This is a genomic window from Yimella lutea (assembly GCF_006715095.1).
In the GTDB taxonomy this organism is placed as follows: Bacteria; Actinomycetota; Actinomycetes; order Actinomycetales; family Dermatophilaceae; genus Yimella; species Yimella lutea.
Genome location: NZ_VFMO01000001.1, coordinates 40,883 through 62,720, shown reverse-complemented (window position 1 = coordinate 62,720; position 21,838 = coordinate 40,883). Strand labels below are relative to the sequence as shown.

The 21,838-nt window shown below is 67.0% G+C and carries 20 protein-coding genes; 15 read left to right on the top strand and 5 right to left on the bottom strand.

Annotated elements, in window-relative coordinates:
- Window positions 1-22: 22 nt before the first annotated feature.
- Entirely contained in the window at window positions 23-1,480 is a 1,458-nt protein-coding gene (locus tag FB459_RS00295; RefSeq protein WP_141927037.1) for a protein kinase domain-containing protein, read from the top strand.
- Here the strand turns inward: FB459_RS00295 and FB459_RS00290 are convergent.
- Entirely contained in the window at window positions 1,477-2,175 is a 699-nt protein-coding gene (locus FB459_RS00290) for an aspartate/glutamate racemase family protein (RefSeq protein ID WP_141927036.1), read from the bottom strand. The two genes, FB459_RS00295 and FB459_RS00290, sit on opposite strands and share 4 nt — an antisense overlap.
- Before the next feature lie 202 nt (window positions 2,176-2,377).
- Between FB459_RS00290 and uraD the strand changes: the two genes are divergently transcribed.
- Genes uraD through FB459_RS00275 form a run of 3 tightly spaced genes read left to right on the top strand, consistent with a single transcriptional unit; the run spans window position 2,378 to window position 4,297 of the window.
- The gene (gene uraD / locus FB459_RS00285; protein WP_246092245.1) at window positions 2,378-2,848 is read left to right on the top strand and encodes a 2-oxo-4-hydroxy-4-carboxy-5-ureidoimidazoline decarboxylase; all 471 of its coding nucleotides are present in this window, start codon (window positions 2,378-2,380) and stop codon (window positions 2,846-2,848) included.
- Window positions 2,848-3,174, top strand: a complete 327-nt coding sequence (uraH, locus tag FB459_RS00280; protein ID WP_141927034.1) for a hydroxyisourate hydrolase — start codon at window positions 2,848-2,850, stop codon at window positions 3,172-3,174. Before uraD ends, uraH begins: the two co-directional genes overlap by 1 nt.
- 4 nt (window positions 3,175-3,178) lie before the next feature.
- Window positions 3,179-4,297 carry a glycerate kinase gene (locus FB459_RS00275; RefSeq protein WP_141927033.1) on the top strand — a complete coding sequence of 373 codons (1,119 nt, stop codon included), beginning with the start codon at window positions 3,179-3,181 and terminating at the stop codon, window positions 4,295-4,297.
- Here the strand turns inward: FB459_RS00275 and FB459_RS00270 are convergent.
- Complete coding sequence (locus tag FB459_RS00270) at window positions 4,270-5,295, bottom strand: endonuclease/exonuclease/phosphatase family protein (RefSeq protein WP_170221624.1); 1,026 nt, start codon at window positions 5,293-5,295, stop codon at window positions 4,270-4,272. The two genes, FB459_RS00275 and FB459_RS00270, sit on opposite strands and share 28 nt — an antisense overlap.
- An 81-nt stretch (window positions 5,296-5,376) precedes the next feature.
- Between FB459_RS00270 and FB459_RS00265 the strand changes: the two genes are divergently transcribed.
- The 7 genes from FB459_RS00265 (at window position 5,377) to FB459_RS00235 (ending at window position 13,928) form a co-directional block, all read left to right on the top strand.
- Window positions 5,377-6,207 carry a bifunctional allantoicase/(S)-ureidoglycine aminohydrolase gene (locus FB459_RS00265; protein ID WP_141927031.1) on the top strand — a complete coding sequence of 277 codons (831 nt, stop codon included), beginning with the start codon at window positions 5,377-5,379 and terminating at the stop codon, window positions 6,205-6,207.
- A gap of 250 nt (window positions 6,208-6,457) precedes the next feature.
- The gene (locus tag FB459_RS00260) at window positions 6,458-7,897 is read left to right on the top strand and encodes a xanthine dehydrogenase small subunit (protein WP_141927030.1); all 1,440 of its coding nucleotides are present in this window, start codon (window positions 6,458-6,460) and stop codon (window positions 7,895-7,897) included.
- Window positions 7,894-10,179 carry a xanthine dehydrogenase molybdopterin binding subunit gene (xdhB, locus tag FB459_RS00255; RefSeq protein WP_141927029.1) on the top strand — a complete coding sequence of 762 codons (2,286 nt, stop codon included), beginning with the start codon at window positions 7,894-7,896 and terminating at the stop codon, window positions 10,177-10,179. Before FB459_RS00260 ends, xdhB begins: the two co-directional genes overlap by 4 nt.
- Before the next feature lie 12 nt (window positions 10,180-10,191).
- Window positions 10,192-11,010: a xanthine dehydrogenase accessory protein XdhC gene (gene xdhC / locus FB459_RS00250; RefSeq protein WP_141927028.1), complete on the top strand. Its 819-nt coding sequence runs from the start codon at window positions 10,192-10,194 to the stop codon at window positions 11,008-11,010.
- Complete coding sequence (guaD, locus tag FB459_RS00245) at window positions 11,007-12,284, top strand: guanine deaminase (RefSeq protein WP_141927027.1); 1,278 nt, start codon at window positions 11,007-11,009, stop codon at window positions 12,282-12,284. The genes xdhC and guaD overlap by 4 nt, the downstream gene beginning before the upstream one ends.
- Window positions 12,285-12,327: 43 nt before the next feature.
- Window positions 12,328-13,101: a carboxypeptidase-like regulatory domain-containing protein gene (locus FB459_RS00240; RefSeq protein ID WP_141927026.1), complete on the top strand. Its 774-nt coding sequence runs from the start codon at window positions 12,328-12,330 to the stop codon at window positions 13,099-13,101.
- Complete coding sequence (locus FB459_RS00235; protein WP_141927025.1) at window positions 13,098-13,928, top strand: aldo/keto reductase; 831 nt, start codon at window positions 13,098-13,100, stop codon at window positions 13,926-13,928. Before FB459_RS00240 ends, FB459_RS00235 begins: the two co-directional genes overlap by 4 nt.
- Before the next feature lie 407 nt (window positions 13,929-14,335).
- On the opposite strand, the gene FB459_RS00230 is transcribed toward FB459_RS00235, so the two are convergent.
- A complete protein-coding gene (locus tag FB459_RS00230) occupies window positions 14,336-15,049 on the bottom strand; it encodes a transporter substrate-binding domain-containing protein (protein WP_141927024.1) in 714 nt (237 codons plus the stop codon).
- A gap of 78 nt (window positions 15,050-15,127) precedes the next feature.
- Between FB459_RS00230 and FB459_RS00225 the strand changes: the two genes are divergently transcribed.
- Window positions 15,128-16,156, top strand: coding sequence for a GNAT family N-acetyltransferase (locus tag FB459_RS00225; protein ID WP_141927023.1), 1,029 nt, complete (start codon window positions 15,128-15,130; stop codon window positions 16,154-16,156).
- Between the two features lie 49 nt (window positions 16,157-16,205).
- The gene (locus tag FB459_RS00220) at window positions 16,206-16,547 is read left to right on the top strand and encodes a hypothetical protein (RefSeq protein WP_141927022.1); all 342 of its coding nucleotides are present in this window, start codon (window positions 16,206-16,208) and stop codon (window positions 16,545-16,547) included.
- A gap of 215 nt (window positions 16,548-16,762) precedes the next feature.
- On the opposite strand, the gene FB459_RS00215 is transcribed toward FB459_RS00220, so the two are convergent.
- Window positions 16,763-17,041 (bottom strand): hypothetical protein, encoded by a 279-nt coding sequence (locus tag FB459_RS00215; RefSeq protein ID WP_129625515.1) that lies wholly within the window; start codon window positions 17,039-17,041, stop codon window positions 16,763-16,765.
- Window positions 17,042-17,314: 273 nt separating this feature from the next.
- Here FB459_RS00215 and FB459_RS00210 point away from each other — a divergent pair, with 273 nt between their 5' ends.
- Window positions 17,315-18,712, top strand: coding sequence for an HNH endonuclease signature motif containing protein (locus FB459_RS00210; RefSeq protein WP_170221623.1), 1,398 nt, complete (start codon window positions 17,315-17,317; stop codon window positions 18,710-18,712).
- A gap of 131 nt (window positions 18,713-18,843) precedes the next feature.
- Window positions 18,844-19,437, top strand: coding sequence for a GNAT family N-acetyltransferase (locus FB459_RS00205; RefSeq protein ID WP_246092244.1), 594 nt, complete (start codon window positions 18,844-18,846; stop codon window positions 19,435-19,437).
- A gap of 390 nt (window positions 19,438-19,827) precedes the next feature.
- On the opposite strand, the gene FB459_RS00195 is transcribed toward FB459_RS00205, so the two are convergent.
- On the bottom strand, window positions 19,828-21,831 hold the full coding sequence (locus FB459_RS00195) for a vWA domain-containing protein (RefSeq protein WP_141927019.1): 2,004 nt from the start codon (window positions 21,829-21,831) through the stop codon (window positions 19,828-19,830).
- Between the last annotated feature and the right edge of the window lie 7 nt (window positions 21,832-21,838).

Here is a 21,838-nt window from a genome sequence, read left to right as displayed (position 1 = left end):
TTGGCGCGCGGAGGGGAGAGTGATGGACGCAGCGGCAGCGACCAGGGTCGGCAACCGTTACGGTTTGCGTACCCGTATCGCCGGAGGCGGCATGGGCGAGGTCTGGCGGGCACACGACGAGGTCCTCGACCGTCCGGTCGCGGTGAAGATGCTGCACGCCGGTTTGAGCGACGATCCTGACTTCCTCGAACGTTTCCGTACCGAGGCACGCAACGCCGCGAAGCTGTCCCACGCAAACATCGCCCAGGTCCACGACTACGGCGAGGACGACGGATCCGCGTACCTGGTCATGGAACTCGTCGAGGGCGATCCGTTGTCGTCGATCATCCGGGCGCGAGCTCCGCTGTCACCGGCCGACACCGTCGCACTCCTCGTTCAAGCTGCGACCGCGCTCGACGCGGCCCACGTCAAGGGCATCGTCCACCGCGATGTGAAGCCCGCGAACATCGTCGTGACGCCCGACGGCACCGCCAAGCTCACCGATTTCGGCATCGCCCGCGCACTCGGCTCGGCCGGAATGACCAGGGCGGGCGAGGTGCTCGGCACCCCGCAGTACCTGCCGCCAGAAGCTGCCCTCGGTCACGAGGTCGGGCCCTTCTCCGACGTCTACTCGCTCGCGGTCGTCGCCTTCGAGATGCTCACCGGTGCCTGGCCGTTCAGGGCCGACACCGCGGTCGGCTTGGCCATGGCACACATCCAGCAGCCGGTGCCGCCCCTGCCGGCGGGTGTCCCGCAGCCTGTGAGCGAGGTCGTCCATCGTGGTCTGGCCAAGGAGCCCGAACAGCGGTACGCATCCGCGAAGGACTTCGCCGCCGCGCTGCAGCAGGCGCTTGCGGCGATCCCGCCGGCGGCCCTGGACGAGGACATCACCGAGGTCTCGACGGTGGTGATTCGCTGCACTGAACCGGAACCTGACCCGTCCGAGCCCGTACCCGTGCCCGTGCCCGGGGCTGGGGCTTCCGACGACACCGTTCATCCGGACGCGTTGTCCGGCGCGACCGTCCTCGCGCCCGGGCAGAACTCCGCGCTCCCGGGCACCGTCGTCGAGGTGCACGCGACAGTCGGCGCCGGTGTCGGCGAACCGGTCGACCCGATGGCCTTCGAGGTCGACGGCAACGGTCAGGCGCTTGCTGAATCCTCGTTCGTCTTCTTCAACAATCCTGTCTCGGCGTCCGGGGCGGTGACCTTGCGGGACAACGGAATTCGGATCGATCTGACCGAACTCCCGGACGATTGCCGCGCGGTCAACGTCGCTCTGTCGGACGACCACCCGCTCGGCGAACAGCAGCTCGCGGTCAAGGTGCAGATCGGTGATGCTGCGCTGGAACTCGACACGACGGTGCTGACAGAGGAGAAGGCGGTCGTGTTGCTGCGGGTCTACCGCCGGGACGGCCTGTGGAAGATGCGCAACGTGATGGCCGGTTGGGTCGACGGCATCGAACCGCTGGTCCGCGCCTTCGGGATCGAGATCGAGGACTAACGAGCCTCGTCCAGCGCGGCCTTGACGTGCAGGCGGGTCGTCGGGAAGATCGGCACGTCGGCGTCCATGGCGGTCACGAGCAACTCGATCTCGGTGGCGCCCAGGATGATTCCCTCGGCGCCGCGGTCGGCGAGGTCCTGCATGACCGACCGGAAGTAGCGGCGCGATTTCTCGTTGACGATGCCGACGCACAACTCGTCGTAGATGATCCGGTTGATCTCACCGACCGCTCCCTGCGCGGGCGTGTGGACGGTCAGGCCCTGACGTTCCAGGCGCTCGGTGTAGAACGTCTCGTTCATCGTGAACGCGGTGCCGAGCAGGCCGACCTCCTTCATTCCGGCGTTCTTCGCCGCCGCGCCGGCGGTGTCGGCGATATGGATCAGCGGCACGTCGACTGCGTCGTCGATGCGGTCGGCGACCACGTGCAACGGGTTGGAACACAGCAGGATCATCGTGGCCCCGGCGGCTTCGAGGCGCTTGGCCTCGCCGCCGAGCACGGAGCCCAGGGCCTCCCAGTCGCGGGCATCCTGGAGTTGCTGGATCTGCGCGAAGTCGAGGCTGCTGAGCAGGACGCGTGCCGAGTGCAGGCCGCCGAGCCTGCTGTGCACGGTCTCGTTGGCGAGGCGGTAGTACTCGGCGGTCGACTCCCAGGAGAGTCCGCCGATGAGGCCGATGGTCTGCGTCGAGGAGGACATGAGTCCAGCCAACCACCCCTGCGGCCGTCATGCGACCGGGTTTGTACAACTGGGACGGATTGACCGTCTCGCCGGACGGCACGATCCTTGACCGGGTGGGCGCACCCCGACTAGCGTTCCGCCATGCGTAACTAAACTTCCGAATCGCGGAAGTTTGAGATTCCGAGGAGCCCAGATGAGCGCGCCTTCCATATTCAACGCCATGAATGAGGAACAGGTTCACGAGGCGCTGCTTGCGTGCTTGCCGGTCGAGCGCTGGGCGCGGGAGGTCGCGGCCGCTCGTCCGTACGACTCGCGCGAAGCGCTCCTCGCGCAGGCCGAAGCATCGGCCGGGGCGCTCGACGACGACGAGCTCGACGCTGCCCTGGCCGGTCACCCGCGCATCGGTGAGCGCGCCTCCAGTCCCGACCACCAGGCCGAGCATTCCGCAAAGGAGCAGGCCGGCGTCGACCAGAGCGAGCAGGACGTGATGGAGCGACTGCGTACCGGCAACGAGGCGTACGAGGAGCGGTTCGACCGTGTCTTCCTGATCCGGGCCAAGGGGCGCACCGCTGCGGAGATCCTGAGCGAGATGGAACGCCGCTTGGCCAACGACGACGAGACCGAACGAGAAGAGACCGTCACGCAGTTGCGCGAGATCGCGTTGCTGCGACTTGTTGAGGGTGCACGCTGATGGGCACGTTGAGCACACACATCCTGGACACCAGTCGCGGCAAGCCGGCCGAAGGCGTCCGCATCACGCTGGAGACGCTGGCCGGTGAGCAATTGGGTGAAGGCGTCACGAACGCCGACGGTCGCGTCGGGGAGATCGGTCCCGAGCGCATGGAGGTGGGCGACTACCGCCTGCACTTCGCCGCGAAGGACTACTTCGACGGCCTCAGCGAGCAGTCGTTCTACCCCGAGATCACGGTGGCGTTCACGATCGCGGACGCCGACCAGCACTACCACGTGCCGATCCTGTTGAACCCCTACGGTTTCAGCACCTACCGGGGCAGCTGACGACATGACTCGGGTGGTCATCGCGCCGGACAAGTTCAAGGGCACGCTGACGGCTGCACAGGTCGCCGATGGCCTCGAGCGGGGTTTGCGCAGTGTGGTGACCGACCTGGACGTGGTCACCGTGCCGGTCGCCGACGGTGGCGACGGCACGCTCGCCGCTGCCGAGTATGCCGGCTTCCGGCGGGAGACTTTGACGGCGACCGATCCGGTCGGACGGACGATCGACACTGCCTATGTGCGTGACGGCGAACGCGCGGTCGTGGAGATGGCCGAGGTGAGCGGCCTGGCGATGCTGGGCGACGATCTCGACCCGATGAACGCCTCCAGTCGAGGGCTCGGTGAGGTCATCGCCGCGGCTCTGGACGCCGGAGCGCGCACCCTGGTGATCGGCATCGGCGGGAGCGCGTCCAGCGACGGTGGCGCCGGCATGGCGCAGGCGCTCGGTGCTCGCGTGCTGGACTCGAACGGCACTGACATCGCACCGGGTGGGGCCGGACTGGATGATGTGGCCGAGCTCGACCTGACGGGTCTTCATCGCGGCCTGGCCGATGCAGAACTGTTGTTCGCCTGCGATGTCGACAACCCGCTGACCGGGGAGCGTGGCGCAGCTGCCGTGTACGGCCCGCAGAAGGGTGCCTCGATCGAGCAGGTGCGCGAACTCGACGCCGGCCTCGGACGCTGGGCGGACGTGGTTGCGAAGGCAACCGGCGCCGACCGCCGCGATGTCGCCGGGGCGGGAGCTGCTGGCGGAGTGGGTTTCGCCGCCGTCGCGCTGCTGGGTGCCGAACTGCGTCCGGGTGCCGAACTGCTCTTCGAGATGGTCGGCCTGCCGCAGGCTGTCGTCGGCGCCGACCTGGTGATCACCGGCGAGGGAACCCTCGACGAGCAGACGTTGAATGGCAAGGCACCCGCAGCCGTCGCCAAACTTGCTGCAGCACAAGGCGTTCCGGTCGTCGCTGTATGCGGAGTTAACAAGCTCGGCGCCGACGGCCTGTCCCGGCTCGGCGTGCGCAGGGCGTACGCACTGATGGACGTCGCACGCGATCAGGACGAGGCGATGACACAGGGGGACCGCCTGCTGGAGCAGATCGGCGCTCAGGTTGCCGGCTTCGCGTTGCTGTGACACAGGCGCAGATTGCTCCAGACCGCACGGTGGTCGCTGCCCGGCACGTCGATGGCCGCCGCATCGGTCGATTCGAAGCCGCGCACCATGATGTGGTCGATCGTCACGAAGCTCGGCAGACGTCCACCGACGGGCCAGGTCGGACGGTCGAACGGACCCCAAGACGGGCCGGCATCGTGCAGGCCACCCACCGCGTCTCGGAAAGCGGGATGGGCCCACGATGCGTTGAAATCGCCTGCGAGCACGAGGTGTTCGTCCGTGCTCGCCCGCTGCCAACGGCCCAGCTCGCGCAGCGAAGCGTCCCAACTGCGCACCTCTTCCACCGGGGGGTAGGGATGCACGGCTTGAACGGTGACGGGCAAGCCGGCGACGATCAGTCGCACGGCCGGCTGATCGAATGTGTGCCTGGCCGAACCGCCCGTGGCTCCGCCGATCTGTTCGATGGGCAATCGGGAAAGCACCGCGGTACCGGAAAACCCGTCGTCCCGGATGACAGGGGTGCGGTGGGTGAGCCGTCGTCCACCCGTGGTCTCGGAGAACTGCGCCACGAAATCGTTCGTCGCTTCCGGCACCACCAGCAGGTCGACGTCCCGGTCGAGGACGACCGTGCTCAGCGCCTGCAGGTCGGCGCTTGCGACATAGGCGTTCGCGGTGAGCACCGAGAGTTTTCCGGTGGGCGTCTCGCCGTCCGCGCAGCCGGCCGGCCGCCAGTGGTTGATCGGCACCAGCGCTGCGAACGCCGCGCAGGCAGCGAGCACGCAGGCCACGGTGTGACGGCGCCGGACTCCGATCACGATCACCAGAAGTCCGAGCGCCAGCGTGACCGGCCAGAGGGTCTGGAGTACCGGCACGGAGAGCCGGCCGAGTCGTGCGGTGGAGGGCACGATCGGCAGCAGCGCGAAGCCGAGGACAGCGAAGCCGATCGCCGTCAGAGCCCACCAGCTCGACGGCCGTCGTGCCGTCGGGTGGGGAGTTGCTCGTTCGTCCAGTTCTTGCACACGACCAGGTATACCCATCGGCACCGGCACGGCCGGCCCCGACCGCTTGAATGCAGTACGAACAGTTACGGAAGGACGCTCATGACCAACACCTATTACGTTCCGAAGGGTGGGCTGCCGCAGCAGAGCAACCTCACCACGGACCGCGCGATGTTCACCGAGGCGTACGCCGTGCTGCCGCGCGGCACGATGCGCGACATCGTCACCAGCCTGTTGCCGTTCTGGGACGACACCCGACTGTGGATCATCGCCCGGCCCCTCTCCGGGTTCTCCGAGACGTTCTCGCAGTACATCCTCGAGGTGGCTCCGGGTGGAGGTTCGGACAAACCCGAACTCGATCCGGGTGCCGAGGGTGTCTTGTTCGTCGTCGGGGGCAATCTCAAGCTGACCCTCGCGGGCCAGAGCCACGACCTGCGTCCGGGAAGCTACGTCTTCCTGCCGCCACAGGCGCAGTGGACGCTGCACAACGAGGGCAGCGAGAACGCCACCTTCCACTGGATCCGCAAGGCGTACCAGCGGGTCGAGGGCATCGAGGTGCCCGAGGCCTTCGTAACCCACGAGGACGACGTCCCCGGCGCAGAGATGCCCGGTGCCGAAGGTCGTTGGACCACACAGCGATTCGCTGACCCGACCGACATCCGCCACGACATGCACGTCAACATCGTCAACTTCGAGCCCGGCGGCGTGATCCCGTTCCCGGAGACCCACGTGATGGAGCACGGCTTGTACGTGCTGGAGGGCAAGGCCGTCTACCTGCTCAACAAGGACTGGGTGGAGGTGCAGGAGGGCGACTTCATGTGGCTGCGCGCGTTCTGCCCGCAGGCCTGCTACTCCGGCGGACCCGGACGCTTCCGCTACCTGCTCTACAAGGACGTCAATCGGCACGCGGTGCTCAGCCGCCAGTTGGTCTGAGTCGGCTTCGACGGACGGCTGGTCACGCGGGCAGCGGACCGGCCGTTCTCGTCCGCGAGATTCCACCAGACGAAATACATATTTCCCCCAGCGAAACCTTCCGTTCTGTCGGGCGAGTCCGTACTGTGGCTCGGACGGGTGCCCGTTCGCATGGATCACCGGGCGCCGGTCAGGCATCGACAACCATGCTCCCGGTTTCCCGGGTAGACCGTCCAGCGGCCGAGCGCCGACTGCACTGGGGAGTGAAAGCATGACTTCTGGACAACCCGAGATGATCCTCAACGGACGCGTAAGTTCGATGGCCGGGATCGATCCGTCCATCAACGCCCTCGACTACGTCCGCGACCGCGGCTTCACCGGAGCCAAGGAAGGCTGCGCCGAGGGTGAGTGCGGGGCTTGCTCGATCATCGTGCTTCGTCCCGACACCGACGGCCGTTCGCGCTGGACCGCGATCAACGCCTGCCTCATCCCGGCGCTCACGCTGGACGGCCAGGAGGTGGTCACCGCCGAAGGCATCGGTACGCCCGACGATCTGCACCCGGTGCAGCGCGAGATGGCCGTGCGTGGTGGATCGCAGTGCGGTTACTGCACCCCCGGCTTCATCTGCTCGATGGCCGCCGAGTTCTACCGCCCCGATCGCGAGGCCGGGGGCGACGACAGCGAGGAGCACGGGGCCAACGGGTTCGACCTGCACTCGCTGTCGGGCAACCTGTGCCGCTGCACCGGCTACCGCCCGATCCGGGACGCCGCGTACGCACTCGGCGATGCGGACGAGAGTGACGAGCGGGTCACCCGCCTCTCCTCGCCGGCGCCCGAAGGCGCTGCCACCAGCGTCGAGCACCACTACGGACGGTTCGTGCGCCCCACGTCCCTCGATGAGGCACTCTCGATCATCTCCGGCGACGAGGACGCGGTCGTCGTCGCCGGTTCCACCGACTGGGGCGTCGACGTGAACATCAAGGGCGTGCGTGCACCGTTGGTCGTCGCGATCGACCGGCTCGCCGAACTGCGCGGCTTCGAGATGAACGACGACGTCGTCGAACTCGGCGCCGCACTGACCCTCAGTGAGGCCGAGCGGCTGCTCGACGGACGTGTCCCGCTGCTGGCCCAGCTGTTCCCACAGTTCGCCTCCCGCCTGATTCGCAACGGCGGCACGATCGGCGGCAATCTCGGCACCGGATCGCCCATCGGCGACACCCCTCCCGCGCTGCTCGCGCTCGAGGCGGACCTCGTCCTCGCTGGCCCCGGCGGGGAGCGCGCGGTGCCGCTGGCCGACTACTTCACCGGTTACCGCCAGACCGTCCGCGACCCGGTCGAGCTCATCAAGGCGATCCGGATTTCGTTGCCGCTCAGTGGGGTGACGGCATTCCACAAGATCGCCAAGCGTCGCTTCGACGACATCAGCAGCGTGGCCGTCGGCATCGCGCTCGACATCGACGGCGGCGTGGTCAAGAAGGCACGCATCGGACTCGGCGGCGTCGCGGCCACTCCGATCCGGGCAACCGCCACCGAGCAGGCGCTCGAGGGCAAGTCGTGGACGGCGCAGACGGCTGCAGCGGCGGGTGAGGTCCTCGGCGGCGAAGGCACGCCGATGGACGACCACCGAGCCAGCGCCCGCTACCGCGCCGCGACCCTGCGTACGTCCTTGCCGAAGTTGTTCGCGCAGACGACCGAAGAGGTCGCGTCATGAGCACCCTTTCCCAGCGTCCGATGAATGCCGTTGTCGGACAAGAGATGCCGCATGAGGCGGCTGATCTGCACGTCACCGGTGCGGCGCTCTACACCGACGATCTGGTGGGCCGTACGGCCGGCACGCTGCACGCGTACCCGGTGCGGTCCGAGGTCGCGCACGGCAAGGTGACCCTGCTCGACGTCCAGCCGGCGTACGACGTCCCCGGCGTGGTGCGGGTGCTGACCGCCGACGACGTGCCCGGGATCAACGACGCCGGCATCAAGCACGACGAGCCGTTGTTCCCGGACGAGGTCATGTTCTACGGGCACGCCGTGTGCTGGGTGCTCGCCGACGACCTCGAAGCAGCCCGTCGTGGTGCCGCCGCGGTCAAGCTCGAGGTCGAGCCGCTCCCGGCGCTCATCACGGTCACCGAGGCGATCGAGGCCGAGAGTTTCCAGGGTGCGACACCGACCATGGTGCGCGGCGACATCGAGACCGCGTTCGCGCAGGCAGCTCATGTGTTCGAGGGCGAGTTCGAGTTCGCCGGGCAGGAGCATTTCTACCTGGAGACCCACGCCTCGCTCGCACTGATCGACGAGAACGGCCAGGTCTTCATCCAGTGCAGCACCCAGCACCCCACCGAGACGCAGGACATCGTGTCGCACGTGCTCGGCGTCGAGGCGCACGAAGTCACCGTTCAGTGCCTGCGTATGGGTGGCGGCTTCGGTGGCAAGGAGATGCAGCCGCACGGCTTCGCCGCCATCGCCGCACTCGGTGCCAAGCTCACCGGACGCCCGGTCCGCCTGCGGCTCAACCGGAATCAGGACATGACGATGTCCGGCAAGCGGCACGGCTTCCACTCCTCGTGGAAGGTGGGGTTCGACGGCGAGGGCAAGATCGTCGCGCTCGACACCCTGCTCACTGCTGACGGTGGGTGGAGCCTCGACCTGTCCGAGCCGGTACTCGCCCGGGCGCTGTGTCACACCGACAACGCGTACTGGTTGCCGAATGTCCGAGTGCGTGGACGCATCGCCAAGACGCACAAGACGTCGCAGACTGCGTTCCGTGGGTTCGGTGGACCGCAGGGCATGCTGGTCACCGAGGACATTCTCGGACGCTGCGCGCCGGCGCTCGGTATCCCGGCCCATGAACTGCGGCGCAAGAATTTCTACGTGGAGGGTCAGGAGACCCCGTACGGCCAGGAGGTGCGTCATCCGCACCGGATGGTTGCCTGCTGGGACCAGGTCTGGAGCAACGGCGAACTCGACCGCCGGATGGCCGAGGTCGAGCAGTTCAACGCCGCGCACGACGACGTGAAGCGCGGTTTGGCGATCACGCCGGTGAAGTTCGGCATCTCGTTCAACTTCGTCTCGTTCAACCAGGCGGGCGCGTTGGTGCACATCTACAAGGACGGCTCGGTGCTGATCAACCACGGCGGCACCGAGATGGGCCAGGGCTTGCACACGAAGATGCTGCAGGTCGCGGCGACCACGCTCGGTATCCCGCTCGACCGGGTGCGGCTCGCGCCGACGCGTACCGACAAGGTGTCGAACACCTCTGCCACAGCTGCAAGTTCGGGTGCCGACCTCAACGGTGGGGCGGTCAAGGACGCGTGTGAGCAGATCCTTGCGCGGCTGGAGAAGGTCAAGGCCGACATGCAGGAGGAGATCGGATGGGACGATCTGGTGAAGAAGGCCTACTTCGACCGGGTCCAGCTCTGGGCGGCGGGCTACTACCGCACCGAGGGTCTGTCCTGGGACGCCTCGATCGTGCAGGGAAACCCGTTCAAGTACTTCGCGTACGGCGTCGCCGCGGCGGAGGTCGAGGTCGATCGCTTCACCGGCGCGTACACGACCCGTCGGGTCGACATCGTCCACGACGTCGGCGACTCCCTGTCGCCGCTGGTCGACATCGGACAGATCGAGGGCGGTTTCGTGCAGGGCGCGGGCTGGTTGACGCTCGAGGATCTTCGGTGGGACACCAGCGACAAGCCGACGCGCGGACGCCTGGCCACGCAGGCCGCGTCCACCTACAAGCTGCCGAGCTTCTCGGAGATGCCGCACGAGTTCAACGTGAAGCTGCTGGAGAACGCGCACGAGAACGGCGTCGTCTACGGCTCGAAGGCCGTCGGTGAGCCACCGCTCATGTTGGCTTTCTCGGTGCGCGAGGCGCTGCGACAGGCTGCCGCGGCGTTCGGTGACGGGGGAGCGGTCGTCGAGATCGGTTGCCCGGCCACGCCGGAAGCGGTGTTCTGGGCGTTGGAGGATGCCCGCGCGGGAAACTCGTCAGATCCCCACTGAGGATCACGAATCATGCACTGGGCCAAGGTGATTCAGCGCCTTCGCCACGAACGGGTGCCGGCGGTTCTGGTGACGGTCGTTGCTGTGCGCGGACACGCTCCGCGGGCGGCCGGCGCCAAGATGGTCGTCACCGCGGTACAGGCGTACGGCACGGTCGGCGGTGGCAATCTCGAGGAGACAGCCATCACCCGCGCGCGGGAGATGCTGGTCGAGGCGAGCGACGAACCCGAGCAGATGCACATGTCACTCAGCGCGCACGCCGATAACAGTTTCGGTGTGCAGTGCTGCGGAGGTGAGGTCACGATGATGTTAGAACCCTCGCCGCCGACGCCGGCGGTCGCCGTGTTCGGACTCGGTCATGTGGGTCGGGAGTTGGCGCACATCCTCGCGCGACACGACATCCTCCTCTACCTCGCCGATTCCCGTGTGGCGCAGGTCGATTCGGTGCGTTCCGAGCTGGTCGACACGGCGGCGGAGGTCGAGGTCCGTCATACTCCGGTGCCTGAGGTGCTGCTGACCGAGGTGCCGTCCGGCACGCATGTGGTGATCATGAGTCACGACCACGCCGAGGATGCTGCGGTCTGCGACTCGGCGCTGCGCAGGGACGACCTGGGCACGATCGGCCTCATCGGGTCGAACGCGAAGTGGCGACGCTTCGAGAAGACCCTCGTCGAGGAAGGGCACACGCCACAGGCGATCGCGCGCATCCAGTGCCCCGTCGGAATCCCACAGATCACCTCCAAGGAACCGGCCGCCATCGCCGTCGGCATCGCCGCACAACTGCTTCAGGCTTTCGCGAACGATCGCGACAGCGAAAGGGCCACTCGATGACCATCTACCGCGCGACCGTTCTCGACACACCGGACAGTCCCTTCGACGGTGCGGCATTGCGTACCGGCACCGACATCGGACTGCGGGTGGTCGAGGGCGTGATCACGCGGCGCGACTCGTTCGAGGCCGTCGCCCGGGAGTATCCCGACGAGCAGGTGGTCGACCTGAGCGACGGCATCCTGCTGCCCGGGTTCGTCGACACCCACGTCCACTTTCCGCAGTTGCGGGTCATCGGTGCGCTCGGCATGCCGTTACTGGACTGGCTCGACCGTGCGGCTCTTCCCGAAGAACTGCGCATGGCCGACGACGAGCAGGCTGCGCGCGTGGCCAAGGGCTTCCTGCGTGGCCTGCGGGAGGCCGGCACGACGACCGCGCTCGTCTTCGGTTCGCACTTCGCCTCGGCGATGGACGTCTTCTTCAGCCAGGCCCGCGCGAGCCGGATCCGCATCATCAGCGGTCTCGTCGTCTCCGACCGGATCCTGCCGGAGGGTCTGTTGACCACTCCCGAGCGTGCGTACCAGGAGTCGATCGACCTGGCCCGGCGATGGCACGGGGTGGGCCGACTGCATTACGCGGTCACCCCGCGGTTCTCGCTGTCGGCGGGGGAGGAGATGCTCGCAGCCTGCGGCCGGGTGATGAAGGAGATCGACGGCCTGTACTTCACCTCCCACGTCAACGAGAACAAGCGCGAGGTGGAGGAGGTCGAGGAACTGTTCAGTGGGCTCGACTACACCTCCACCTACGACGTCCACGGTCTGCTCGGACGGCGCTCGGTGCTGGCGCACGACGTCCACCCGAAGGACGAGGAACTGTCGATGATGGCCGCGCGCGGTACGTCCGTCGCGCACTGTCCGACAAGCAACTCGGCCCTCGGCAGCGGACTGTTCCCGCTGAAGCGGCACGTCGAGCAGGGCGTTTCGGTCGCGCTCGGTAGTGACGTCGGTGCGGGCACCGGGTACTGCCTGCTGAAAGAGGGGCTGCAGGCCTACTTCATGCAGCAACTGCTGGCCGACGAGGGATTTCCGCTCACCGCCGCGCACCTGCTCCACCTGGCCACGCGCGCCGGTGCGGTGGCACTGGACCTCGGCGACCGCGTCGGCGATCTGTCCGTGGGGCGTGAGTTCGATGCGGTGTGGATCCGTCCGCAGAACGGTGACCCACTCGACATGGGCATCGAGTACGCCAAGGACTCCGAGGACGCTCTGGCGAAGATCTTCGCGCTCGGCACGACGGACGACATCGCGTCGGTCTGGGTCGGCGGCGAGCGGCTCTGATCGCGCTCGAACAGTTAAATAGGCTCTGCCGGCCGGCGGCCTGATGATGGTCGTGTTGTCGCCGGTGACGGCCACCATCACCCGTTGCTGGGGAGGTAAGTACTCGCTCATCATCGGCGCAGTGGTGCTGGGTCTGAGCTATGTGCTGCGCGTCGGTGACATCGAATTGCCGACCCTCGAGGCCTTCCACGACATCTACTGGATCGCCGCCGCCGCAGGTCTGTTCTCGGCCTTCGCCGCCGTCTTCATCCCTTCCAGTCGCCGGCAGGAGGCGAACCGGACCCACACCGGCAACGACGTGATCATCCACGGGCATGTGCGGGACGCGCCCGGTCGCCCTGCCCGCAGCGCAGTCACCACCTTGCTCACCGACACCGGCGAGGAGGTCGACTGGTCGCGGGTCGAACCGGATGGTTCGTATTCGCTCGTGCTGCCCGGTCCCGTTGTCTACCAACGGATCACGAACGCCGATGGTTACCAGCCGCGCGCCGAACTCGTCCGCATCGACAAGCCGGGCGCGTACGACGTGGAACTCGGACCACGTCTGGAACTCACCGGACTGGTCCGCCTCGAAGGGCGCCCCGTTTCGGACGCGTCGATCACCGTCACCACTGCGTCAGGTGAGGTCGAGCTGACAACCACGGCCGGCCCGGACGGACGATTCGCCGTCCGTCTTGGGGTGACCGGACGGCATGTCGTGAGCGTCATCGATCCGTCGACGGGTGCCTCCCGTTCCTGCCACGTCGTCGTTCTGGGTTCGGTCGCGCCGCTCGTGGTCGACCTCGAACCCGTTTCCGCGCTTACCGTGGACGCATGACCTCCACCACCGAACGCGACCTGTTCACGCTTCCCGCCGTCGGCTTCGGCACCTACCCGCTCAAAGGTGAGGAAGGCGTCGAAGCGATCGTCTCGGCGCTGAAGACCGGCTACCGCTACCTGGACTCGGCGGTGAACTACGAGAACGAGGAAGAAGTCGGCGACGCGATCCGCAAGAGCCACATCCCGCGCGACGAGGTGATGGTGGCGACCAAGATCCCGGGCCGATTCCATGCCAAAGACCTTGCCGCGCAGTCACTTCGCGATTCGGCGTCCCGGATGAAGCTCGACCACGTCGACGTCGGCCTGATCCATTGGCCCAACCCGAGCGTCGACCTGTACGTCGAGGCGTGGCAGGCGCTGATCGAAGCTCAGCAGGCCGGACTCGTGAAGGAGATCGGCGTCTCCAACTTCACCGCGCAGCACCTGCGCCGCATCATCGACGAGACCGGGGTGACGCCGTTGGTGAACCAAATCGAACTGCACCCCTACTTCCCGCAGGTCGAGATGGTACAGGTGCACGAGGAACTGGGGATCCGGACGCAGGCATGGAGCCCGCTCGGCAAGGCGAGCGCGCCCTACTCCGAAGGCCCGGTCGTCGAGGCAGCCAAGGCGCACGACGCGACACCGGCGCAGGTCATCCTGCGCTGGCACGTGCAGCGCAATGTCATGCCGTTGCCGAAGTCGGCCACGCCGTCACGGCAGAAGGAGAACCTCGACGTGCTCGGGCTCGCCCTCACCGATGCCGAAGTCGCGGCGATCACCGCGCTCGGTAAACCTGACGGACGTCTGTTCGGCGGCGACCCGGACACCCACGAGGAGCAGTAGGGCGGCCCGGTCAGCGGTTGCCGAGGATCTTGTTCACCAGACGGCTGCCGGCGCCGGACGGGTTTGCGCTCGCCATCATCGTCCGAGCCTGCACGCCGACTCCGCGGTGCACGCCGCCGCGTCCGCCCTGCGCCACCTTGAACGCGGCGCGGGCGACGTCGTCCGGAGTCAGGCGGACGCCGAACGCAGGTTGATGACCTGTGCCTCACCGGCACGCTTGAGGTAGGGGTGAGTGGTGTGGCAGCCGTTCATGGTGCCGAGCAGGTTGATCTCGAGGGTTCGCGTCTGGCCGCAAGAACGGTCTTCTGCTGGGCCAGGGGGGGCCTTCCGAAGACGATTTGCTCCCAGGTTGCCGGCCGGTCACCCCGGGCGTCCGGAAAGCGGAGGGTCGCCTACTCCTGACGTGACTAGGCGGGTGCGACCCGGACGCCGCCCTGTCCGCTGCGCTTCAACGCGGCTGCGACCCAGCCGTTCTCCTTGAGTTGCTCGACGAGCGAGTGCAACCAGGCGACGGTTTCGTCCGACATCGCCTTCGGCACGGCAACGGCCTGTCGAATCTGCATGAATGCGTCCTCGATCAGGCGGTGGCGGGCGTCGGATTCGACGAACACCGTTGCGGGCTGGCGGATTCCGGCTCCTGCCTCCAGCTCTTGATCCGCGTAGACGTCGACGCCTTCAGACCCGCGGACCAGTCCGGCGTGCTCGAGAGTGCGGGTGAGTAACAGGTCGTACGCCGATCCCTCCTTCACCCCGATCCGCACGCCTTCCCGGTCCACATCAGCGACCGTGCTCAGCGAGCTGTCGGCGGGGACCACGAAGACGCCTTCGATCAACGCGTACGGCGCGGTGAAGTTCACTTGATCAGCGCGAGCGGGCTCGATCGCCATGAACCCGATCACCGCGTCCCCGGTCGTGAGCGCTTCGAACGATTTACGTGCCGCATCGAAGCAGACGTACTCGATCGCGACTCCGAGTCGCTGGGCGATTTCGGCCGCGAGATCGACGGTGACCCCGGATGGACCGGCCGAATCTCCCTGCGCAAGAACCGGGTTGCCGAGGTTGATCGATGCGCGCAGCATGCCGAGCGGGGCGAGTTCGTCACGGATCTGATCGAGATTCATTTCGCCAGCGTAGAAGTGGGAGCCGTTGCACACCCGGCGAACGCCCGAGCGGATACGCGCCCTGGGAAACTGGGCCGCATGACCGCTACCGAACTCACGATCGAAGGTCTGCCGGACGGATGGACGGTGCGCTCTCCTGAGCCGAACGATGCGGACGATGTCGTCCAGCTCGTCGCCGACCGGCGCCGCGCCGTCGGCCGTGACGGCTCCGTCGACGCCCCGATGCTCAAGCGGCAGCTGACCGGTATCGGTTCGTGGACCCGACGGCAGGTGCTGGTGTTCGACGAGGAGGGCCGCCTTGCTGCGTGGCTTTCGGTGCACGACAGGGCTGCCGGTCGGACGGAGATCGAGCCTGAACTGCGACAGGACTTGACCGGGGCGCGGGCCGATCAGGTTGCGCAATGCCTGTTCGAGGCGGGGGAGCGGTTCGCGGCGGCCATCTCGAAGGTTCGTGGCTTGAAATCGACGCTGCTGGACGCGCATGCCTACTCCGTGGACGAACGCCAGCAGAAGTGGCTCGCTGCAGCGGGCTACGACCACGTCCGCACGTGGTGGCACATGTCGCGTCCGGTGTTCGCGTCGGAGGCCGGCTCACTGCCGTCGCCGCGCGCAGGGGTCACTGTCCGTCGCGTCGAGAAGCACGACGACGGTCTGCCCGTCGCGAAAGACCTGCAGACCGTGCACCAGTTGCTTGAAGAGTCCTTCCAGGACCACTTCAGTTCCTATCGCGAGAGCTTCCCGGAGTTCGTGATGCGATTGCGCGAGGACCCCGGACACCGCTGGGACCACTGGTGGTTGGCCACGATCGAGCAGGACGGTGAGCAGTTGCCGGCCGGTGCTGTGGTGTCGTCCGTGAGCCCGCCGGACGTTGACGGCGTCGAGGGCAGCTACATCGACTACATCGGCGTACACCGTCGAGCGCGCGGACACGGTGTGGCAAAAGCGTTGCTGCACACAGTGATCGCCGATGCCGCGGAGCGCGGACGGAACCGCGTCGGGCTCGAGGTCGACGCCGATTCGCCGACCGGTGCCGACGGGCTCTACACGTCCCTGGGTTGGAAGACCGTCTACAAGACACAGTCCTGGCATCAGCACCTCGACCTCTGATCACAGGGACGCCACTTAGACTGCAGACACGACCGCAGAGGAGGACCGGATGATCATCTTCCTCATCGTGTTGGCCTCGATCTACCTCTTCGGTGTGATCTTCGCGGTCACCGCCGCGAGCATGCACCTCGGTGACGAGTCGGCGTTGAAGCGGCGGGAAGCGCTCAACCAGCTGAAGCGTGCTCCGCTCTGGCCGATCGACGAGGTGCGCCGCCTGAAGGCCGAGAACGAACTGTCAAAGCACCAGGCAAACATCGAGCAGTCGCGCCGGCTGCTGGAACAGCTCGACCGCGTCGAACGGGAACAGCGCCGCAACCTGCAGACCTGGGAGAAGGCGGCTCAGTCGCAGGAGAAGCTGCGCGAACTCACCCGCCGCGACGACAACGCCTGATCCTGCTCGCTGGTGAAATCAATTCGGTGCTGCTCGAGCTGAAGTCACCGACGGTCGAGCCGAGATTCACCGCTGGTTGAGCCGCGGGGCGACCGTGCTCGCAGCAGATTGGTGGAAGCGCAGCGAGGACTCAGGGGCCAGGTCGAGCAGCGCCGTCGTCAGTAAGTTCACGGAGAGTCCCATACCGATGCCCGACAGCGCCCAGGTCGTCAGTGCTATGGCGTACGTGCCGTGTCGCGCAGGTATGCCAGGACGCCGGTGCCGCTGACTCCGATGAGCGCGAGCCCGATTCGGCTGCGCCGGAGTTCGGTGCTGTGGGCCTGGACGTACCGGCGGCTGGCGATGTTGGACCCAGCCGCCCAGAACAATCCGGCGATACTCAGCGTGATGCCAGACGCGGCGGGCGACAGACCCGCGGGTGTCTTCAGGATCAACGGTAGGAACGCACCGAGGAGTCCGAACGCTCCTGCGACGAGACCGCGCAGGGCGATCACGGCAGAGGCCGCGCATCGCGCGAGCAGCCAGCAGGACGCTCATCGTCGGTGTGAGCGACTGGCCGTCGGCCGCAACGACAAAACCGCCCACTCCGAGCAGGAGTGCGACGGATGAGGAACGAGTCCCTCGGTGCCGAAACCACCCCGAACCCTCGACGCAAACGTGACCACACGGTGGTTGTCAGTGCTCGATGGTTGACTATTCGTATGAGGGCGAACGAAGCAGTCGGCGCCACGGAAACGGTTGAACCCGAACCGTTTTCGTCGAAGGCTGTGCTCGACAACCCGGCCGAGTACGACCCCGCGTACGTGGCCAGGTACGACCTGGAACGCGCCGCAGGTGCCCTCACCGGCGCGTACGCCGACCTCATCACCGTGATGCGCGAATCCCTCACCGAACAGCACTGGGCTGTCTCCGGGATCCGCTCGCCCGAGCACTGGTTGACCTGCTTCGCCGGCGTCTCCCGCGCCGCCGCAACCGACATCGTCCGCATCGCCTCCCGCGCGAACGAACTCCCGCACGCGATCGCCGCGTTCGAACGCACCGAGATCACGTTCCACCAACTGGCGGTCATCGCCCGTCATGTCCCGGCCGGATTCGACGAAGATGTCACCCGCCTCGCACCACACTGCGACGTCGGCCAACTCCGACGGGCCGTCGCGAAATACCCCTTCCCCGCTGATGACACCGACGACAACTTGGACGACGATGTGGACGAGGACGAGGTGCCCGAACCCGACCCGTCCACCCGTCCGGCGCAGTTACGGTCCTGGTTCGACAAAGGCCGCTACCACTTGGAGTTCGACGGACCCGTCGACCAGGGCGAACTCCTCGAGCAAGTGTTGAACGAAGCCAAGAACGCGCTGTTCCAGCAAACCCGCCACACCGACAGTGATGGCGACAACAACTGCGATCAGGACTGCGGCCAGGACCCCGCAATCGAGTCCGACCAAGACACCACGGCTCAACGGATTCCGGCCGCGTTCGGCGGCACCCACCTCGGTGCCGACTCGGGTGAAGGTTTGGACGCGGCTGGGAAACCACGGATCACTCTGGCGGACGCGTTCCTCGAAGCCATGCTCCACTCCCTCCACGCCGGCACTCAGGGGGTGTCGGGTCGGGCGGACACCTACCGGGTGCTGTTCCACCTCGACGCCCACGGACACGGCTGGTCGGGCGGTGCCGGAGCCCTCCCACCCGCACTCCGCGAGAAACTCTCCTGTGACGGGCTGATCGTGCCGATCATCGAGAAGAACGGGTTCCCCGTCGACGTCGGACGCACCCAACGCATCGTCCCGCGCCGCACCCTCCGCCTCGTGCACGACCGGGACCACGGCTGCCGGTTCCCAGGGTGCGGAACCCACCGGTACGTCGAGGTCCACCACGTCATCCACTGGGCCAAAGGTGGCAACACCGACCTGGGCAACCTGATCAGCCTCTGCCCCTTCCACCACGACCGGTTACACGCCGGCGACTTCACCATCACCACGATGGCACCAGGGTTCTTCACGTTCCACGACCGGTACGGCGACCGCTTCGGCTACCGACCACCCGACCCAGCAACCCCACCCGGCACGTACTCCAAGCCAGCAGAGCCGGCGAAACCGTACGAACGACAATCCTGGGAACCCCTCAACCTGCACTGGATCGAATTCCACAACACCGGCTGACAACGAGCCCTGCCGTCGCACGCACAAAGCGCGGCTACATGACGCTCCGCTCAACACGAGGACAGCATCGTGCGTCGGCGACAGCGGGAAAGTCGTTTGACGATCGACGTTACGGCTGTGAGTGTCAGCGGGTGCCTCCCCTTCGTCCTTGGCCCAAGACCATCAACGGTGTGTTGCTGCGCGATCCCCAAGACGCAGACATCGAGGTCATCGCGAGCTTCCGCAACCTGCCCGAAGTCAACCGGTGGATGATCGTCACCCACCAGACCCTTGACGAGCTACGCCGAAGCTGGCTCGCCGTTGCGTCCAGCCAGACGGACTTCTCCTGCGTCGCCGAGGTCGACGGTGAGCTTGCTGGGGTCGGATTCCTTGAGGTCGAGGACGGAGCGGGCCAGCCCGGCAAGCCTCGCGGGACCGACGCGTGCATCGGATACATCGTCCGCCCGGGGTACGAAGGTCGCGGTGTGGGATCAGCCGTTGCCCGCGGCCTGGTCGAGGCTGCGTTTGTGCACCTCGAACTGCGACGAGTGACGGCCGGCTGCTTCGCGGACAACTTCGCTTCGGTACGTATCCTGGAGAAGACCGGTCTGCGGCGCGAGCAGCACGGGCGAGGGGACTCCTGGCACGCCGAACTGGGATGGGTCGACGGCTACACCTACGGCGCGCTCAGAGACGAGTGGCTCGCTGCGCGAGCCGGAAGCCTGGCAGCCGGCACCGGATCCTGAGACAGCCTCCGTGGTTCGAGCGGGTGTGGCCTCGCGTCCGGTCGACGCTTGATCACGCGCTTCGGAATTTCGCTCGCCCGAACGGTGCAGAGCAGCGGCGTGGATCAAGTTCTGATTGAGCAGCGACAGGCCGGCAGCCGCTGCGAAACCGCTGATATGACCGCCAAGGCTGAGCATCGCGATCGGTCACGCCGCCGGCGTCGTGGCTGGTCAGGGTGACGTCAACGTACCCGTACCGCGGGTCGAGGTCGGGAATGAGGTGGTGCGGCCGGCCACCGTGCCGACAGCGATGAGGCGGCAGCGCGGCGCAGTGCGGGGGTGTTCATGTGGGACCCCTTTCCGAGCGAGAGGGGTCGCTGTGTCGACGTCCGGTAAGGGGTGCCGGTTGGGCTAAGCCCACCAACCGCGGCCCATGCCGAACTCGCTGTACAGATCGTGCGGCAGGTCGGTGCGCGAGCCGAGGAAGGAACCAACGACGGCACTGCCCAGATCGTCGAGATCGGGGGTGACCACGCGGCCGTCGACCCGCTTGGCGAGTTCGACGAGGAAGCGTCCGAGCGACGGCTCGTCGCCGAGTTGGAAGAAGGTGGTCTGCGCGCCCATCCGTCCGGCGGTCTCCAACTCGCGGATGGTGACCGCGAGCGTGAACGGGTGCGGCGGGTAGTCGAAGAAGGACTGTCCGTCGCGTTCGAGGTGCGCAGTCGGCTCGCCGTCGGTGACGATCAGCAGCACCGGCTGTGCGGACGGGTGCTTGCGGAAGAAGCGATTGGCCAGCAGCAGCCCGTGGTGCAGGTTCGTCCCCTTGTACTGCATGCCCGACAACGCGGTGAGTTCCTCGATGCCCATGACCTCGGCGTTCCGGCCGAAACCGATGAGCTGCAGGTGATCTCCGCGGAAGCGTGTCGAGATCAGCTGGTGCAGCGCGAGAGCAGTGCGCTTCATCGGCACCCATCGACCGGCGCGGATCATCGAGTACGAGGTGTCGACCAGCAGAGCCACCGCGGCCTGGGTGCGCGCCTCGGTCTCGACCACCTCGACATCGCCCATCTCGATCCGGACGCGTCCGTCCCGCCGACCGTCCGCAGCCTTGCGCTGGACGGCGTTGGTGATGGTGCGGGTGACGTCCCAGCTCTGGGTATCCCCGAACTCCCACTGCTTCGAGGCGCCGGTCAGTTCGCCCGCGGCACCCGATCGACGCATGTCCCGCGACCCGGAGCGACCGGACATCCGGTCGGCGACATCCCGCAGGAGCGTCTTGCCGAGCTGCCGCATCGCCTTGGGGGACAAGCGAAGTGCGCCATCCGACCCCTTGGTCAGGTATCCGGTGTCGCGCAGTTCGCGCTCGAGGTCGGCGAGCGTGCGTGCGTCGAGCGCCGCTTCCGGGCCGAGCAGCTTGGAGACGGCGTCCAGATCGATGTCGTCCATCCGGGCTCCCGGCCGGTCCTGGTCGAGTTGTTGGACGAGGTCGTCGAGTTGGGCGAGCTCCTGCAGCGCGCCGGTGCCGTCGCCCAGACCGAGTCCTTCCTCGCCGCCGAACTCCTCCGAACCGCCCCAGTCCTCGCCCGGACGCAGTGACTGCAGCTGGGAGTCGAGCTGCGCGAGTTGCTCCATCAGCTCCGGTGATCCGAACGCCTGCCCGGCCAACTGCATGAGTTCCTCACGCTGCTCGGGGGTCATCGAGTTCATCATTCGCTGCGCGGCCGCAGCACGGGCTGCCATCGCGTCGAGGAGTTCGTCGAGATTCTGCGGGTTCTCGGGGAAGAAGTCGCCGTGCTTGTCCATGAACTGCTCGAACGCCTCGTCCACGTCCTGCCCGGCTGCCTTCTTCGCCAGCAGCTCGTTCAGATCGCGCAGCATCTCGGTGACCGCGGCTCGATCCTCATCGGTCGCGGACTCCAAGGCCCGCTTCATACCCGCGAACCGCTGGTCGAGCAGTTCCCGACCCAGCAGGTCCTTGATCTGCTCGTAGTGCTCGCGCGCGTCGGCCGACCGCCACGGGTAGTCGGCCAACTCGGTGACGGCCTGCGCGGGAGACGGCGGGAGGTTCTCGATCCGCATCTCGGCGAACCGGGCATCGTCGTCGAGGTCGCGAGCCAGCCGCTTTCGCTCCTCCAGCACCGCCTTGTCCAAAAGCTCCCTGACCTGCTTCAGTGTGCCGCCGAGGTTGCTGCGCGCCAGGATCTCCTCGCGTCGCTTGGACACCTGCTGCATCAACTGATCGAGCCCGCGCTGTTGCTCGCTGCCGCGTCGCAGGTACTCGCGCATCGCCTGCTCCGAGGAGTACCCGGCCATGACGTCCTCACCGATCGCGGCGAGTGCGTCGGCGAGGTCGACGGGAGGAGCCAGCGGATCGGGTCCGCCGGTGTACTTCCCGTAACGGGAGCGATGGGTCATTCGAATT